The organism is Albibacterium bauzanense, assembly GCF_004339765.1.
Taxonomy (GTDB): domain Bacteria; phylum Bacteroidota; class Bacteroidia; order Sphingobacteriales; family Sphingobacteriaceae; genus Albibacterium; species Albibacterium bauzanense.
The window spans coordinates 927,699-943,495 of record NZ_SMGO01000001.1; the positions used below are offsets into that span (position 1 = coordinate 927,699).

Consider the following 15,797-nt stretch of genomic DNA (forward strand, 5'->3'; position numbering starts at 1 on the left):
TTTATTTAAAATTTGTACTTGATATAGTTCTTTTTCTCTTTACAGACTCTTCTGCATACATCCTACTTACTTGGTCAATCTCCAAAAAATCTGATAAACCTGGTTCTTTAATAAAATTGGTTTTTGTCATTATCTCAGCAATAACATCACTCATTTCAAGAAATCCAATCTCTTGCTTCAAAAATGCTGCCACTACTACTTCATTGGCAGCATTCAACACACATGGCATTGATCCGCCAACCTCCAATGCCTTATAAGCCAAATCTAAATTAGCAAAAACTTCTCTATCTGGCTTCTCAAAAGTCAATTGCGAGAAATGGTCAAAATCAAGGCGTGGATGGTTATTTTCAACCCTATTTGGATAAAAAAGCGCATACTGAATAGGCAATTTCATATCAGGTAAACCCAACTGCGCCTTAACAGATCCATCCTTAAATTGCACCATAGAATGAATAATTGATTGTGGATGGATCACTACGTCAATTTGGCGTACATCCACATTAAAGAGCCATCGAGCTTCAATAACTTCCAACCCTTTATTCATTAACGATGCTGAATCGATCGTAATCTTATCTCCCATTTGCCAATTAGGATGTTTCAATGCCTGCTTTGATGAAGCAGTCGATAAAAACGCGCGATCCTTTCCAAGGAAAGGTCCACCAGATGCCGTCAAAATTATCTTTTCTACTGCTGAACTCTGTTCCCCTACCAGGCATTGAAAAATAGCAGAATGCTCAGAATCAACAGGTAAGATCTTAACATTATTTTCTTTAGCAGCTCTCGTTATAAGGGCGCCGGCAACCACCAATGTTTCTTTATTGGCTAAAGCAATTGTCTTTCCTTCTTTTATAGCTGCAAGGGTTGGCTCTAACCCTGAAAAACCAACCAACGCTGTTAAAACAACATCAATTGATGATATTTTAACAACCTCTACTAAAGCCTCAGCACCTGTATAAACCTGAATTCCGATGGCATGTAATGCCTCATTTACAACTGAATAATATTTCTCATTCGTGATAACAACGGCCAATGGTTTATACTTTCTGGCCTGCTCTATCAATAACACGTAATTATTAGCGGCAGTTAGAACCTGTACCTGGAACAAGTCAGGGTATTCACTTATAACTGAAAGAGTTTGCGTTCCAATACTTCCTGTAGAACCTAGTATTGCTATATTCTTTTTAATCACATCAATATTTTTCTAATTCATCTGCGATCTTCCGATCATTAGCCAAACGAGGTAATTTATTCTGGCCTCCTAACTTCCCATTTGAACGCATATAATCAATAAATGCACCCTTTTTCATACTCCTCATCTTTAAGGGTTGAAGAACCTTGCCCTCAATCAAGTCAAAATAATAAGGATTCTTCTTTTGTAAAGCCTTATCTACCTCTAACCTAAAAGCATCTAAATCATACGGTGCTTTATTAAATTCAACAAACCACTCATGATAAGGCAACTCACCATCCTCTGGCGTTACTTGCGGTGCAACGGTAAATTCAACAATCTCTAATCCCTCCTTTTTAGCCACCGATAATAAAGCATGTTCAACCTCCTCACCAATTACATGTTCGCCAAATGCCGAAATGAAATGCTTAATCCTTCCACTTACAATAATACGATAAGGATTTAAAGAAACAAACTTTACTGTATCTCCTAAACTATAACCCCAAAGACCGGCATTTGTATTTAAAATAAGTACATAGTTAACTCCTAATTTAACCTGTCCTAAAGATAAACGTGTAGGGTTTTCATTAAAATACTCATCTGCAGGAATAAACTCATAGAATATTCCTGAATCAGGAAGCAGCAACATCCCCTTCTCTCCTTGTACATCCTGAAAAGCGATAAAGCCTTCTGATGCCGGATATGTTTCTATAGAATCAACCCTTTTACCGATACTCTCTTCTAATTTAGCACGATAGGGTTCATAATTTACTCCCCCATAAACAAAAAGACTAAAGTTTTTAAAGATATCCTTTATCTTCTTCCCGTCAGCTTTGGTAGAAAGTCGATCAAAATACATTTGAATCCAAGGTGGAATACCAGAGATTAACCTTAAATCCTGGTCAATCGTCTCATCTACAATGGCATCTATTTTTGTTTCCCAATCTTCGATACAATTCGTTTCAAAAGAGGGTAAGCGGTTCTTTTGTAAATATTCAGGAACATGATGGGCTACAATTCCGGAAAGTCTTCCAAAATCAATGCCTTTCTTTTTTTCCAATAAAGGACTTCCTTGAATAAATATTATTTTTCCGTTCACAAAATCATTGTTACCAGTTTCATGAATATAATTTAATAAAGCGTCTCTGGCAGCAGTAATTTGTTCAGGAAGAGAAGCTTTTGTTAAAGGGATGTATTTTACTCCTGATGTGGTACCAGAGGTTTTGGCTAAATAGACTGGTTTACCCGGCCATAATACATTAGATTCGCCAGCAATAACTCTATCGATGTATTTTCTCAGTCCTTCATAATCCTGAACGGGCACCCTGCTTTTAAAATCATCATAAGATTTAATTTCATCAAAATGATGATCCTTCCCGAAGGCCGTTTTCCTTGCAGAATGTATTAATTCACTAAGTACTTTATTTTGAATTGATACAGCATCTTTGCGCCAACGCGTAATCTTCTTTGCATTAACAGCTGCATAGACTTTACTTAATGATGCTTTTAGACCCATAAATATTTACAGTTTTTTTTAAATTATATTTTCCATGATAGATGGATCTGCATCCCCACGATAATCACGCACCATTTTTCGATAAGCGATTATAAAGGCTACACTTGATAGAGGAACTATAACGAAAGAATTTACCATACTTAATCCACTTGAGATTACTGCATATCCGCGGTAGCTGAAGTATAAATATAGTGAGCCAAATAAGGCAAAGAATGCCAATAGTAAAACGATCCTTATAAAGTTACCTCTGGTAGTTGCCAAGCTTAATCGGATTGCCTTAAAAGGTTTCACTCCTTTATCTAAAATAAAGAATGGGAAGAAAGCAATTCTCAAAAACATACAGAAAGCTAACACAAAGGTTATAAAGTAAACAATCTGCACCATTACCTCTACCGATATCAAATAAATCAATGGAAAAAAGACAACAGAAATTAAAAGGTAGGTTATAAATGCACCTAACAGTATTGAAATAACACAAGCAAAAAAGTAAATCATTTCTTTCAGAGTAGGGATACTATCCCGCCACCGAATATCATCTTGTTTACGATCAAGAACCTGAAAAATATGCTTAAATAATGCTAATTGAATCCCGAAATAAAGAACCAAGAATAAGAGTGCCATGAATACACTCAGAAAAATGCTGATGCTGTTCAGATACATTGCCAATATTCCTGAAACATTGGAAACAACAAATAACAAAAAACAAATGCCGGCAATCGCGAAATAACGTTTTTTCAAAACATCCCAAGCGTCGCTGATAACATCGTTAATTACGAAAGTGCTTTCTTTTAGGTATTCAATCATGAATTTACTTGGAAAATTTTGTTTACAAAGATAGAAAAATAGGAGATAACAAAGATTAGTTTAATCAATAAAACCATACCTTTAGCAATATATTTACAGAACATTTTTAAAATCCCATTGTTTTAAACATATGAGTAAATTTTCAGAGATAATCAATGCAGACAAGCCCGTTTTAGTCGATTTCTCCGCAGAATGGTGCGGACCCTGCAAAATGATGGTGCCGATTTTAGACGATGTTAAAAAAACGGTAGGCGATCGGGCAACCATCCTAAAAGTGGATATAGATAAGAACCCGGCTGTAGCCAGATCTTATAATATTCAAGGTGTACCTACTATTATTATTTTCAAAAAAGGTGAATTAAAATGGCGACAAAGCGGTGTGCGAACAGCTAATGAACTCACTACAGAACTTTTAAAATTAAGCTAACAATGAATATAAAACTTTTTAATGCAATAAGTGCAATAGCAATAGTATGCTTGATAAGCAGCTGCTCTGTGTTTAAAAAAACTCCTGAAAAAACAACAACAGCTGTAAGTGCTGCTCCTCCTGCCAGTGAAGTTGAGAACACAACAACAGCAAGTTCAAGCGGGCAAATACAAACCATAAATGCTGAACAATTCAATAAGCTTTTGGTATTGGATGAGGTACAGCTGGTTGATGTTCGTACACCTGAAGAATTCCAAAGCGGCCATATCAAAGACGCAGAGAACATTGACTATAACAATGAAAATTTTAAATCTAAAGCAAGCAGCCTTGATAAGAGCAAACCTGTTTTAGTTTACTGCAGATCTGGTAAACGAAGTGCAAGTGCTGCTGAAATATTGAAGGAGATGGGATTCACTAAAATCGTCTCTCTTGATGGGGGTATGATCTCTTGGGAAGCTGCTAATTTGCCAACAAGCAAATAATAATTTCCGAATCATCAAATTAAGGTGTAAATTCGCCCACTCAAAATATTCCGGAGAGATGTCTGAGTGGTCGAAAGAGCAAGCCTGGAAAGTTTGTATACTCGCAAGGGTATCCTGGGTTCGAATCCCAGTCTCTCCGCTGTAGAAATTAATACAATTAGCCATAATCGCCTAACAAATAGATGATTATGGCTTTTTATTTTCATGTGAATATTTAAGGGGTGCAAAAATGACTGCTTTGGCGACAATATTAAATCTCGTATATTTGATCAACCGATTACGATTGGTTAAAACTCATTAAGCTTGGTCATTCATTTGATCGGGCTTTCTTTTTTCAGCGCGCTGCCATGCACCTGTGTATTTATGTACCGATGATCATAAACGAGGCATTATGAGAATGCATAATAACATGAAGAGATCGCCGTAGCTTATGCATAAATGATTTTTTCACATTGCAAGATGTGTTGTTGTACCACAAAAACCCCTTGCCTGACAAGTGAATCCTCGCAACTCGGTATCATTCAATTTAGTCAGCTTCTCAAATAACAGGTTTTAACAGGTTCCGGATACTGACATTTGCCCACATTATCTGATTTGAGTGGAGTCGAATAATAGGCAGAGTTATCGCCGACAACGCTTCATGAACTTTCATCTTGAAGTAGTATATTGAAACATAGCCAAATAAACCATCACATTTGATAACAACCTATCATTATGAAGAAGACATTAATAGCCTGCCTTGTCGCGTCGATCGCGCTATCCTCCTGCTCAATCCAGCAACAAGTGAAAGAAGCTTACAAGTATTCAGCATCAACCGGCTTTATCGATTACAAGAAATACGTACCGAGTCCAATTCTGTGAGCTTTGCTTATAGTCCTATCGGAACAGTTCTCTCGAATGAAATGTCTGGATATAAAAACAAAGAAATAGTCAAGGAAACAGCAATAGTCCCAGCTCAAAACAATAACAAAGATGATGTTTATGACTCTGCCTCCAAAAAAGCAAATGCTCCAGCTGCAAAAACTTCAAACCAGATATTGCTAGCCACGTCTGAAAATTGTTTACATCTATTGATTGAAAAAGCTAAAGCTATGGGAGCAAATGGGATAATTAACTTAAAACTAACTACCAATAATGAAAGAGGTGTAAATGGATATTATACAGCTTCAGGAATGGCCATTAAAACAAAATAGTTATTCAATTTACAGCAGTTATTACAATTCTTATTTTATGGGCTAAGAAAACACTTATAAATTTCACCCAATGAAAGCAAATTGAGTTTGTGGAGTTTAATAAAGATTTTATTTGACACAAACCTACTTCGGATGTAATTCATATAAATAATAACTCTCTTGAGGTATACCGGGTTCGATAAATTTTAATGAATAGAAATTCTGAATAGATTTTGTCAGATCCTCTTGATGTCCTTTATTAAGGGGAACCCTAACTCTCATTCCATAATATTGCCCTGGCATGAATGTATCGCCATTGATAGTGTCATCCGAAATTTTCCTTTCTAGTTTTTTTATCTCTATTATATAATCAGTGGTCATATGAACAATTTAAGTGTATATAAAACTATACCCTATTTTTGATAAAAACAAGTAACTTGTATTAAATGAGATGATTGGTTAGTTAAAATAAATATGGAAGAGAAGATAACTAAAACTAATTGGGTTCCAACGGCTAATAGATTCGTTTGTTTTCTGGATATAATGGGATTTAAAGATTTGGTAATGAGGAATAATCATAAATATATTTATGAGCTATTACTAGATTTATCTAAGAATCGAGAAACGCTCGACAATGTAAAGTCACTTCCAGAAAGGTACGATTTAGATTCATTAAAAACGGTAAGTTTTTCTGACTCAATCGTTATTTTCACTAAAACTGATAGTGTTGAATGTTTTGAATTATTAACAATTTCTGTTAACTGGTTGTTCGCTCAAGCAATTAAATCAGAAATTGCAATGAAGGGGAGTATTGCTCTTGGCGAAACTAGCGTAAATATAGCAAAACAAATATTTTTTGGACAATCAATAATTGATGCATATTTACTGCAAGAAGAAGTGGCATTCTATGGAATCGTAGCCCATAATTCGGTTGAGAATTTTATTGCCAATGAAGGTATCGACGAATCTGTATTTAACACTTATAAAGAATGCAAAGCGCCTTTGAAGTCAGGAAAAATTGGGCATCTGATTTTGAATTGGGCAGATGCTTTTGACAGAGAAGAAGGAATAGATTTAAAAGAAAATGTTTTATTGGTTATACAAAAGCTTAGAAACAAAACATCTGGATCCCCAAGAAGGTATATTGATAATACAATAGGCGTGATTAATGAGATCTATAAATCGTCTCTAGATAATAAATAAAGCTTTCGTTATATCTGACGATTAAACAATGGAACCTTGGTCATACAAAACTGGTTGTATATAGCGTAAATTAAGATAGTTAACTTAAAAAGCTTTACCAAATAAAAAGAAATTATGAAAGCAAATCACTGGCATATAATGGAGTTGGTCGAGTATGTGAAAGTAAGTTAGTATCTTTAGGTATCTAACCTATTTCTATGCCACGCAAACCTGCAAATCCATATTCAAAATACAGTAAAAGAAAAGATCAAGAAAAATATTATAAGAATTTAGCTAATATGTCCTCTGAAGAAAGATTTGAGCACCGAGCAAAGGTCTGGATTGTTCTGATTATTATTTGTGCTATTATTATTTTCTTCTTTGGATGGGATGGCTTTGTTAAATGGGCGATCTGATTTAAAGCCTATGTATCAATACTCATCATTGTAGATTTCATCTATTTAAATGAATTCCATAAAATGTCAATTTTCTTTTTAAAAGCTCACCTTCTTCCTATAAAGGTAGAATAAAGAAGGTTTTTTCAAAAAAGTGGACATTGGTTTTTCAAGTAGGCAAAAAACTCATTACGTTTGTTAGGTACAGTAATATTCTTATATAAGTACAATAGATACTGATTTTCTTAAATTTATCTGAGTGTTGCGTATATTTATGAATTACAAGCAATTATATGAGTGATTACTTAGATATATCAACATCATTATATACAAACTCTCTGACACTTTTTGTCGGGACTGGCTTTAGTAAATATATGACAAATGGAAAAGCGCCGAATTGGCTTGAACTTCTTGTTGAATGCACTAAGTCTATTGACAAAGAGAATAAATTATTGAATCAATTATTCAATTCAGATTCCTCGGGAAAAGTAAAAGAAGCAATTTATGACCTTACTATATGTGCACAAATACTAGAAGGAGAGTATCTCAAGAAAAGGGAAGACATCAAAAAAGAAATTTCCAAGATTATTCAATCTAAAATAAATGAAAAAACTATTGACAAAGAAAAATTAAAACATCTGCAAACATTCTTTTCAGAGCATCCAAATATTAATATTATAACAACCAATTATGACACCATTTTCTCAGATTATGTTATTCCAATTACAAGTAGAATTGTGATTGAAGGAAGTATAATACCACGATTGAATTCTGGTCAAAATATATATCATATACATGGATGTATCAATAGGCCTGAAAGTATTATACTAACAATAAATGATTACTATAATTTTCAAAATTCAAGGAATTATTTTTCAAGAAAATTTTTTACACTTCTTCAAGAAACGACAGTAGCTATTCTAGGTTATTCTTTAGGCGATTTCAATTTGAACTCTATTCTTAATGAGGTGAAAAATTCAAAGAATGAATCAATCAGAAGGACTGATATATATTATGTAACTCAAGATCCAATCGCCGATGTAATTGAAAGATTTTATTCTCTTACCTATGGAATAAAGGTGATTCAGGATACAAAATCCAATGATTTTTTTAATAGGATTGATGAACAATATGAGAAAGCAAAACAATTAATTGAATCTGTCGAGAACTTAAAGGATGTAATGTTAGGAAATAAGAAATATACTGATGAGTTTTTAAAATTGAGAATAGCACTAACAACTATTCTCCTGCAGGCAGCAAGTTTAGGTATTGGCAGCAAAGACAAGATGTTTATAAATACGCTGTTTGCATTGTTGAAAAAGAAGCGTGGTTTTACTAGAGAAGATAACGCTTGGGTACAATATGAACATCTTGCTGACTGGCTAATTGAAATAGCTTCGATAATCATAATTAAAGAAACTGAATTCGAAAAAGAATTTTGCGCAATAGCAACTTATTCCTTTAGACATTCTAGTAGAAAACTATACAAAGGCTACTCATGGCATGCGTGGGAATCATGGCATAACCGCTGGCATGAAATGAAACTTGAAAACCAACTCATGTTAGAAGATATTATAAAAAATGGGTCATGGGTTTCAAATTCAGAAATACCATCTATAATAGAATAACTTTAATTAAATCGGTTAGGCAATATGGAGGATTTGTCTTAAAATCAAGTTCAGTTTTCCAATTTGCTCTACTTCGCAAAGTCGAAAACCTTTTGGCCAATTAAAACAAAAATTCAGCTTTATGGATAGATTTGAAATTGCACGAATTAAATATAAACCAGATATTATAAAGGTACTGCTTATTGCAGAGGCTCCACCTAAATCAGATTCTGATAGATTCTTTTATTTTGAAAATGTACCCGAGCAAGATAGTTTGTTTCTTGAGACAATGAAAGTATTATACCCAATAGAAATTTCTCAACTGACAACCAAAGAAATAAGGTCTAATAAACGTAAATTCCTGTTAAATTTTAAACAAAGCGGATTTTATTTAATAGATTCTTTGGAAAGGCCCTTTGATGTTAAGTACTCTTCAAATCAGAAAGTGAGATTAATAGAAAGGGACCAACCCAATTTACTTTCTAAGATTAATTCGATTATAGATGAAAACACAAAAGTGATTCTCATTTCCGCTACTGTTTTCAAAGCAGATTTTCAGTATCTTAAACAAAATAATATCAATGTAATCAATAAAGAATTGATTGATTTTCCAGGATCTGGTAATCAAATTAAGTTTAGAGAAAAAATGAATATAATATTAACCGATTATAACATTGTGTAATTTTATTGGGATGTCAGTTCAGGTTAAAGGCTTTGTAACTATTGATTTCGGTGTAGATGTTGAGTATACTTAAATGTTTACTTTTTTAAAAGCTCATGCTTTAAATATGAGAATATTTAACAATTAATGGATATCTGAATCCCTATCGTTGAGTAAAAAGAAGTGTTAGCAGCTAGGTTATATTCGGTTTTATTCGCCAACCTCTTGTATCAATGTTTCATAGAAACACTTAAGCCGCCATATTGCAAAACTGATGTTGTGAGTAATTATTTTATTCCGTTGGCTTTTTTAAACTTCTCAATTTACTTAAAAGAGATTCGTATTGATAAACAGCTTTAAGTATCTCTTTTGTAAATTCTATTGAAATTTCCACTTCATTTTTTCCAACCTCATCAAAAGTGTTTGATTCAATGTGAGCAGCGTCATTTCCAAGAAGCCGCAATTCTTGCATTCCTTCAATTAGTTCCTTCGGAATAACAATTTTAGTTCCTAAATCTTGTAATCTTGCATATAAATTTTTCCCTGTTGCACCTCTATCAACACAAATTTCTTCTAACGTTTTTCTAATCATTATTGCAGAAGCTATAAAGCAATTGTTTGAATGAGAAATAATTGCTTCTTGGAAAGCATTTAATACCTTATCAGGAATATTCTCTTTGTCAAAAGGGATGGTGTCGGAGGGATGCGTAATTATAAGTTCAGAACTTTGATTATTATAAATAAAAAACAGATGTCCGAAGCATTTACCATTCGGACAACGTCTAAGGCCAAAAGTTTTGTTATTATTTTGTATGTCAGCACCCACGGATTCAAATGTTCCGTTATGTCCACAATGCGGACATCTTGTGGAGATTCTTGTTCCGTTCGAATTTTGGATGAGCCCAGTTAGTTTAAATATCATTAATTAGTCTTTTTATAATTAATGCAAGCAACAAAATTAACGAAACAGAATTTCGCTAAATCGTCTCTATATCCGTAATGTGTTCTTACAAATATAATATTTCCCAGTAAACAAGCAAGATACTGCTTAATGAATATTGCATTGTTAATTGCTTCCTTTTATTATCTCTAATATTATGTCCTAGATACTTAGTATTAGATTCACTTTTCTTATTATATTTACTTTAAGCAATAAATAAACCTCAAAATTTTTAACATAAAGGACACAGAATCTTTACGCAAATGCGTAAAGACTAACACTATGGTATAATGCTGCACTAATTGATTTGAACGTTATCAATGAAGATATATTACTATTCTTGAAACAGGGAATTACTTATTACCATTATCAATCATAAACTACAATAGGATATATAGAATCTAAAGTACGAGAAGTTATTAGATCAAAATAAATATTTTTGCATAGTCAACAATTTTAATGCTCTATTTAACTAAGCTTCCGAAAGTTACTATCTTCAACCTGTATTTGTATATTCTGTAACCAGCAGAAACGACAAATGCTTAACCTTCTAAAAGTCATTATAAATAATCATGAGAAATAAAGCTGTATTAGAAGTTTGTGCCTTTCACATTGATTCATGCATTATTGCAGAACGGTGTGGCGCCCTGAGGGTTGAATTATGCGACAATCCTATTGAGGGAGGCACAACACCAAGCTATGGAACAATTAAGCAAGTAAGAGAAAAAATTTCCATCAAGCTATACCCACTCCTGAGGCCACGTTCAGGAAATTATTTTTATAGCGATGAAGAATTTGATATTTTGAAAGATGATATAGAAATATGCAAGCAATTAGGATGTGATGGCATTTCTGTCGGAGTATCAAAAATCAATGCTGAAATTGATACTGAAAGATTAAAACGTATTGTGGAATGGGCAGGCCCGATGGGCGTTACTTGCAATCGCGTATTTGATTGCTCGCCTGATCCATTTAAGGCTTTGGAAGATATTATTGATTGCGGATGTGAACGCGTACTTACATCCGGTCAAAAAAGTACTGCTAATGATGCAGCCTACCTCTTAAAGCAATTGGTGCAGCAGGCGGATGGCCGAATCATTATAATGCCCGGAGCAGGAGTAAACTCATCAAACATCTTGAATCTTAAAAATGCAAGCGGCGCAATGGAATTCCATTCATCTGCAAGAAAAATAGCTCCTAATCCTGTTACTTATATTAATAAGGAAGTTAGCGATTATGGCAATGTTTATATTGCTGATGAAACTGAAGTAAAGGCAATGATTGATGCGTTAAATAATTAGTCTTATTAATAAAAGAATTTTTAAAGTATATTTATTTCAAACTCCTTCTAAGGAGCATCAACACTAAAAACTCAAGATATGGACAATTCCGATAAACACAACCAACGTATTGCAAAAATGACCTTTGCTTCAGTCTATCCAATGTATCTCAAAAAAGTGGAGAACAAAGGAAGGTCAAAAGAAGAATTGCATCAAGTTATAGAGTGGTTAACAGGCTTCGACAACAACAAATTGCAGGAACTAATAAAAGAAAATGTGACCTTTGAAACATTCTTCCAATCCGCTTCGCTAAATCCCAATGCGCAACTCATCACTGGATTAATCTGTGGCTATCGGATAGAAGAAATTGAGAACCCATTGACGAAGCAGGTTCGATATTTGGATAAGCTGGTGGATGAATTAGCCAAGGGGAGAAAAATGGAGAAGATATTGCGTAACCCTATATAATAACAACAAACAAACGAAGTCCATCACCAACGCTAAGCTTAATCCATCTAAGCACTTTCCTCCATTTTATGGTTAATTTATTCATTTTTTTATACCATAAGAACCTCGTTATTTGAATAGATATAGAAGCCTAACATCTATAAAAATTTCATTATGGCGAATTCCTTTATAAAATCAGCGATACTAGCAATTACTCTTTTAGTGGGTTTACAAGCTTGTACTTCAACAAGTAATCAAGATCCTACTATAGAAAAAGAAGCACCCGAAGTTATCTATCATGTTTTCCAGCGTAGTTTTTATGATTCAAATGGAGACGCAAATGGAGATTTAAACGGTTTACGTGATAAACTAGATTATTTACAAGACCTAGGTGTTACTTCAATCCTAATGGTACCGCTTTATGAATCAGTATATTATCATAATTACTTCTCAAGCGATTTTGAGAAAATCGACTCGACCTATGGAACAAAAGAAGATTACCTGGCTTTAGTTCATGACATCCATGAAAGAGGAATGAAAATATACATGGACATGGAGACTCAATACGTCACTCAAGATCATCTTTGGTATAAAGACTCTTATAAAAACCCTAAATCAGTTTACAGCGATTATATTTTATATGAGGATTCACTTAACGAAAAACCCTCTACAATCGTTGCAGATCTCACAGAACTTGTAGGATACAACGGTGTTACGCATAAAATCACTACCGTTAACTTATTAAATAAAGAAGTATTAGAATACAATAAAGAGCTATTTAAACACTGGATGGATCCAAATGGAGATGGAGACTTTAAAGATGGTGTAGATGGTTTCCGTTTAGATCATATGATGGACCATCTGGATAATAAACCTCAACTTACAGATCTATTCACTAAATTCTGGAATCCTTTAATCAGTAGTTTAAAAGAACTCAATCCAAAAATAAACATTATAGCAGAGCAAGCAGATTGGAGCTCCTATGGCATTGACTATCTAACAGAAGGAAATGTTGATGTAGTCTTCGCTTTCAGACTAATGGGTGCTATACGCAATTTAGATAAAAAAGAAATTGTAACCATGGCTGATACTATATTCTCTATCACTCCTAAAAATAAAGGACAAATAGTTTTTATTGAAAATCATGATATCCCTCGCTTTGCAACAGTGGTAGAAAAAGACCTTCCTAAAATGAAGGTCGGCGCAGCTTTGAATCTATTAATAGGAGGCATTCCTTCAGTTTATTATGGACAAGAAATTGGCATGGCTGGTGGCGGAAGCCTGGGACTATTTGGTGGAATTACTGACGCTAATGAAATCCCGGAACGCGAAGCTTTTGAATGGTTTAAAAGTGATACTGGCAAAGGAATGGCATTATGGTATAAAGATTCAGGCCCATGGTGGGATAACCGAAATAACAAACCAGATGACGGAATATCATTAGAAGAACAAAAAGATGATCCATCTTCACTTTGGAATTACTACAAAACACTTATCCAATTACGAAAATCGTCTCAAGCTCTTGGTTTTGGAGATTATATAACGTTAAACAATACAAATGATCAACTCTATTCTTTCATGAGATATATTGATGATCAAGCTGCCATCGTTATTATTAATCTTTCTTCAGAGCCACAATCTGCAGATGTAGACTTACAAAACAGTCCGGTCCAGATTGAAGGAAAAAGCTTAAAAACTACTTTTGGAAACGTTGAAGCAAAAATAAGCGGACAAACGCTAACAAGCAGTCTACAAGGCTACGGTGTCCAGGTATATGAACTAATTAAATAGAAGCAAAAAACTGTAAAGTTCTGGAAACCTGCTCTTGCCAATATGGCCATTCATGTTTCCCAACAAACTCTTCGTAAACATGTGGAATGCCCTTTAAGGTTAATTGTTGATGCAAATGCCGATTCTGATCAATCAATAAATCATCTTTCCCACAGTCAAATCGTATAGGCGGAAGTTGATTTTTATAACGTAAGAATGTTTCAAAAACATCTTCTTCCACAGAGTCACTTTGCCTGAAATTAGCTATATCTTCCTCTACGAATAAGCTCATTTGCTCTAAATTCGTAATAGAAGAATGCGCTGAAATGCCTTTAAAAATAGAAGAATACTTGGCTCCTATCCTCATTGCACCAAAGCCACCCATAGAAAGGCCGCCAATAAAAAGAGAAGAATTGCTGCTTACATATCCAATAGTCTGCCGAACAGCATTCGGCACATCTTCAACAATCCACTTTTCAAAATTAAAAGAGTTATGCTGAAGATAAGCAGACCCATCTCCCCATAACCCGTCTGATGGCATCGCGATTACCATTGGCATAATCACCCCTGCTTCCATTAATTCAAGGGCTTTTAAATGTACACCACCCTGATGTGTCCAACTCCAGCAACTTCCATATACACCATGTAAAAGAATAATCAATGGAATATCTTTCTGCAATTCCACACCCGGGGGAACAAAAACACAAATATCTCCCCGCCCTTTTAAATTAGGAGTCTTTACTGTTATAAAACGCAGATGATTAGATTCAAACACTGGATTTGAAACTTCAATCGTTCGAAATGTTGAATTACTCATTAAAATTTAATTACTCCTTTTGCATTTTTACCCTGTAGCATATCATCAAATGCCTGTTTCAAATTATCAATGGAATAAGATCTGGTAATCATTTCTTCTAATAGAATCTCACCCTCTTCATAATGTTTGATAATTTTTGGGAAGTCAACTTGTGGACAACATTTTCCATATAACGGATTAATATATACTTTATCCCACTCAAATAAATTCATATCAAACTTAATTTCCTGTTCAATACCACTAACCTGAACAGCCGTTCCTGCATTTCTTACCATTGCCAATGGGGCAGCACCTAATTGAGGAATAGCTGTACATTCAAATGCATAATCAGCACCACGGCCATCAGTCATTTCTTTAACTTTCTGAGCGGCTTTTAATAATTCAATATCGTCTTTATCTGCTAACAAGGTATGTGTCGCTCCAAACTTCACAGCCATTTCTAAACGATTTCTATTAATATCAATGGCAATAATCTTCTCTGCTTTAGAAATACGAGCACCTTGTATTACATTTAAACCCACACCTCCTGTTCCCAATACAACAACAGAAGACCCTGGCAAAACCTTTGCAGCATTCACAACTGACCCGTAACCTGTCATAACCCCGCAACTAATAATGCTTGCTGCAGAAAATGACATGCTTTCTGAGGTGTTTTTTACAACGGCTGTATCCTTTACAAGGGTATATTCTGCAATTGTTCCAATATTAAAAGATCGCTGTATTTCTTTCCTTTTCCAGGTAGTTCCAGCAGAATGTGCATGCCCTTCAGAAAAGGGTTTAGAACTTGCAATAACCGGTGAATTATTTTCACAAAGATGCTGATTACCAAGAGTACATTGAAAACAAAAACCACAATGCATTGCCCAAGTAAGAATAACAGAATCACCAACTGATACATTTTCTACCTTATCACCAATCGCTATAACCTCTCCTGCACCCTCATGTCCAAGCACCAGATTTTGCCCCCAGGAAAGTGAATCAAAATCTGTATGACAAAGACCGGCCGCCTTTATTTTCACTAAAACCTCATGCTCTTCAGGTGCTCCTACTTCTATTTCGTCTATCACAAAATCACCTCTACCATCTGTAATGGCCGCTTTGCATCTCATTATATCCTATTTTTTTGTTC

16 protein-coding genes and 1 tRNA gene are annotated in these 15,797 nt (G+C 34.4%); 11 read left to right on the forward strand and 6 right to left on the reverse strand.

Features of this window, described 5'->3' with window-relative positions:
* Position 1: 1 nt before the first annotated feature.
* The 3 genes from C8N28_RS04220 to C8N28_RS04230 are packed head-to-tail and all read right to left on the reverse strand — an operon-like array spanning position 2 to position 3,488.
* The gene (locus C8N28_RS04220) at positions 2-1,186 is read right to left on the reverse strand and encodes a 1-deoxy-D-xylulose-5-phosphate reductoisomerase (RefSeq protein WP_132222552.1); all 1,185 of its coding nucleotides are present in this window, start codon (positions 1,184-1,186) and stop codon (positions 2-4) included.
* Positions 1,187-1,190: 4 nt separating this feature from the next.
* Positions 1,191-2,684: a GH3 auxin-responsive promoter family protein gene (locus C8N28_RS04225; protein ID WP_132221827.1), complete on the reverse strand. Its 1,494-nt coding sequence runs from the start codon at positions 2,682-2,684 to the stop codon at positions 1,191-1,193.
* Between the two features lie 18 nt (positions 2,685-2,702).
* A complete protein-coding gene (locus tag C8N28_RS04230; protein ID WP_132221829.1) occupies positions 2,703-3,488 on the reverse strand; it encodes a beta-carotene 15,15'-monooxygenase in 786 nt (261 codons plus the stop codon).
* 130 nt (positions 3,489-3,618) lie between these two features.
* Between C8N28_RS04230 and trxA the strand changes: the two genes are divergently transcribed.
* The 8 genes from trxA (at position 3,619) to C8N28_RS04270 (ending at position 9,435) form a co-directional block, all read left to right on the forward strand.
* On the forward strand, positions 3,619-3,915 hold the full coding sequence (trxA, locus tag C8N28_RS04235; RefSeq protein ID WP_132221831.1) for a thioredoxin: 297 nt from the start codon (positions 3,619-3,621) through the stop codon (positions 3,913-3,915).
* Between the two features lie 2 nt (positions 3,916-3,917).
* Positions 3,918-4,397 carry a rhodanese-like domain-containing protein gene (locus C8N28_RS04240; RefSeq protein WP_132221833.1) on the forward strand — a complete coding sequence of 160 codons (480 nt, stop codon included), beginning with the start codon at positions 3,918-3,920 and terminating at the stop codon, positions 4,395-4,397.
* Positions 4,398-4,449: 52 nt separating this feature from the next.
* Positions 4,450-4,536 (forward strand) — tRNA-Ser (locus tag C8N28_RS04245).
* Between the two features lie 556 nt (positions 4,537-5,092).
* The gene (locus tag C8N28_RS04250; RefSeq protein ID WP_132221835.1) at positions 5,093-5,590 is read left to right on the forward strand and encodes a hypothetical protein; all 498 of its coding nucleotides are present in this window, start codon (positions 5,093-5,095) and stop codon (positions 5,588-5,590) included.
* A gap of 453 nt (positions 5,591-6,043) precedes the next feature.
* The gene (locus C8N28_RS04255) at positions 6,044-6,772 is read left to right on the forward strand and encodes a hypothetical protein (protein WP_132221837.1); all 729 of its coding nucleotides are present in this window, start codon (positions 6,044-6,046) and stop codon (positions 6,770-6,772) included.
* A 197-nt stretch (positions 6,773-6,969) separates the two neighbouring features.
* A complete protein-coding gene (locus tag C8N28_RS04260) occupies positions 6,970-7,167 on the forward strand; it encodes a hypothetical protein (protein ID WP_132221839.1) in 198 nt (65 codons plus the stop codon).
* Between the two features lie 272 nt (positions 7,168-7,439).
* Positions 7,440-8,774, forward strand: a complete 1,335-nt coding sequence (locus C8N28_RS04265) for an SIR2 family NAD-dependent protein deacylase (protein ID WP_132221841.1) — start codon at positions 7,440-7,442, stop codon at positions 8,772-8,774.
* A gap of 121 nt (positions 8,775-8,895) precedes the next feature.
* A complete protein-coding gene (locus tag C8N28_RS04270) occupies positions 8,896-9,435 on the forward strand; it encodes a hypothetical protein (RefSeq protein ID WP_132221843.1) in 540 nt (179 codons plus the stop codon).
* Between the two features lie 271 nt (positions 9,436-9,706).
* Here C8N28_RS04270 and C8N28_RS04275 read toward each other — a convergent pair whose 3' ends face one another.
* Entirely contained in the window at positions 9,707-10,336 is a 630-nt protein-coding gene (locus C8N28_RS04275; protein WP_132221845.1) for a DUF4145 domain-containing protein, read from the reverse strand.
* 590 nt (positions 10,337-10,926) lie between these two features.
* Between C8N28_RS04275 and C8N28_RS04280 the strand changes: the two genes are divergently transcribed.
* From C8N28_RS04280 to C8N28_RS04290, 3 genes are all read left to right on the forward strand, one after another.
* Positions 10,927-11,655 (forward strand): copper homeostasis protein CutC, encoded by a 729-nt coding sequence (locus C8N28_RS04280; protein WP_132221847.1) that lies wholly within the window; start codon positions 10,927-10,929, stop codon positions 11,653-11,655.
* A gap of 78 nt (positions 11,656-11,733) precedes the next feature.
* The gene (locus C8N28_RS04285) at positions 11,734-12,102 is read left to right on the forward strand and encodes a DUF2200 domain-containing protein (protein ID WP_132221849.1); all 369 of its coding nucleotides are present in this window, start codon (positions 11,734-11,736) and stop codon (positions 12,100-12,102) included.
* Between the two features lie 153 nt (positions 12,103-12,255).
* Positions 12,256-13,872, forward strand: coding sequence for an alpha-amylase family glycosyl hydrolase (locus C8N28_RS04290; RefSeq protein WP_132221851.1), 1,617 nt, complete (start codon positions 12,256-12,258; stop codon positions 13,870-13,872).
* On the opposite strand, the gene C8N28_RS04295 is transcribed toward C8N28_RS04290, so the two are convergent.
* Together C8N28_RS04295 and C8N28_RS04300 are read right to left on the reverse strand one after the other, a co-directional pair.
* Positions 13,865-14,668 carry an alpha/beta hydrolase gene (locus C8N28_RS04295; protein WP_132221853.1) on the reverse strand — a complete coding sequence of 268 codons (804 nt, stop codon included), beginning with the start codon at positions 14,666-14,668 and terminating at the stop codon, positions 13,865-13,867. The two genes, C8N28_RS04290 and C8N28_RS04295, sit on opposite strands and share 8 nt — an antisense overlap.
* A complete protein-coding gene (locus C8N28_RS04300; RefSeq protein ID WP_132221855.1) occupies positions 14,668-15,777 on the reverse strand; it encodes an alcohol dehydrogenase catalytic domain-containing protein in 1,110 nt (369 codons plus the stop codon). The genes C8N28_RS04295 and C8N28_RS04300 overlap by 1 nt, the downstream gene beginning before the upstream one ends.
* Positions 15,778-15,797 lie beyond the last annotated feature (20 nt).

Excerpts from the sequence above, each read along its gene's own strand:
- C8N28_RS04270 (WP_132221843.1), top strand. The coding sequence starts at position 8,896 with ATGGATAGATTTGAAATTGCACGAATTAAATATAAACCAGATATTATA.
- C8N28_RS04265 (WP_132221841.1), top strand. The coding sequence starts at position 7,440 with ATGAGTGATTACTTAGATATATCAACATCATTATATACAAACTCTCTG.
- C8N28_RS04280 (WP_132221847.1), top strand. The coding sequence starts at position 10,927 with ATGAGAAATAAAGCTGTATTAGAAGTTTGTGCCTTTCACATTGATTCA.
- C8N28_RS04300 (WP_132221855.1), bottom strand. The coding sequence starts at position 15,777 with ATGAGATGCAAAGCGGCCATTACAGATGGTAGAGGTGATTTTGTGATA.
- C8N28_RS04255 (WP_132221837.1), top strand. The coding sequence starts at position 6,044 with ATGGAAGAGAAGATAACTAAAACTAATTGGGTTCCAACGGCTAATAGA.
- C8N28_RS04275 (WP_132221845.1), bottom strand. The coding sequence starts at position 10,336 with ATGATATTTAAACTAACTGGGCTCATCCAAAATTCGAACGGAACAAGA.
- C8N28_RS04260 (WP_132221839.1), top strand. The coding sequence starts at position 6,970 with ATGCCACGCAAACCTGCAAATCCATATTCAAAATACAGTAAAAGAAAA.
- C8N28_RS04230 (WP_132221829.1), bottom strand. The coding sequence starts at position 3,488 with ATGATTGAATACCTAAAAGAAAGCACTTTCGTAATTAACGATGTTATC.
- C8N28_RS04290 (WP_132221851.1), top strand. The coding sequence starts at position 12,256 with ATGGCGAATTCCTTTATAAAATCAGCGATACTAGCAATTACTCTTTTA.
- C8N28_RS04295 (WP_132221853.1), bottom strand. The coding sequence starts at position 14,668 with ATGAGTAATTCAACATTTCGAACGATTGAAGTTTCAAATCCAGTGTTT.
- C8N28_RS04240 (WP_132221833.1), top strand. The coding sequence starts at position 3,918 with ATGAATATAAAACTTTTTAATGCAATAAGTGCAATAGCAATAGTATGC.
- C8N28_RS04285 (WP_132221849.1), top strand. The coding sequence starts at position 11,734 with ATGGACAATTCCGATAAACACAACCAACGTATTGCAAAAATGACCTTT.
- C8N28_RS04225 (WP_132221827.1), bottom strand. The coding sequence starts at position 2,684 with ATGGGTCTAAAAGCATCATTAAGTAAAGTCTATGCAGCTGTTAATGCA.
- trxA (WP_132221831.1), top strand. The coding sequence starts at position 3,619 with ATGAGTAAATTTTCAGAGATAATCAATGCAGACAAGCCCGTTTTAGTC.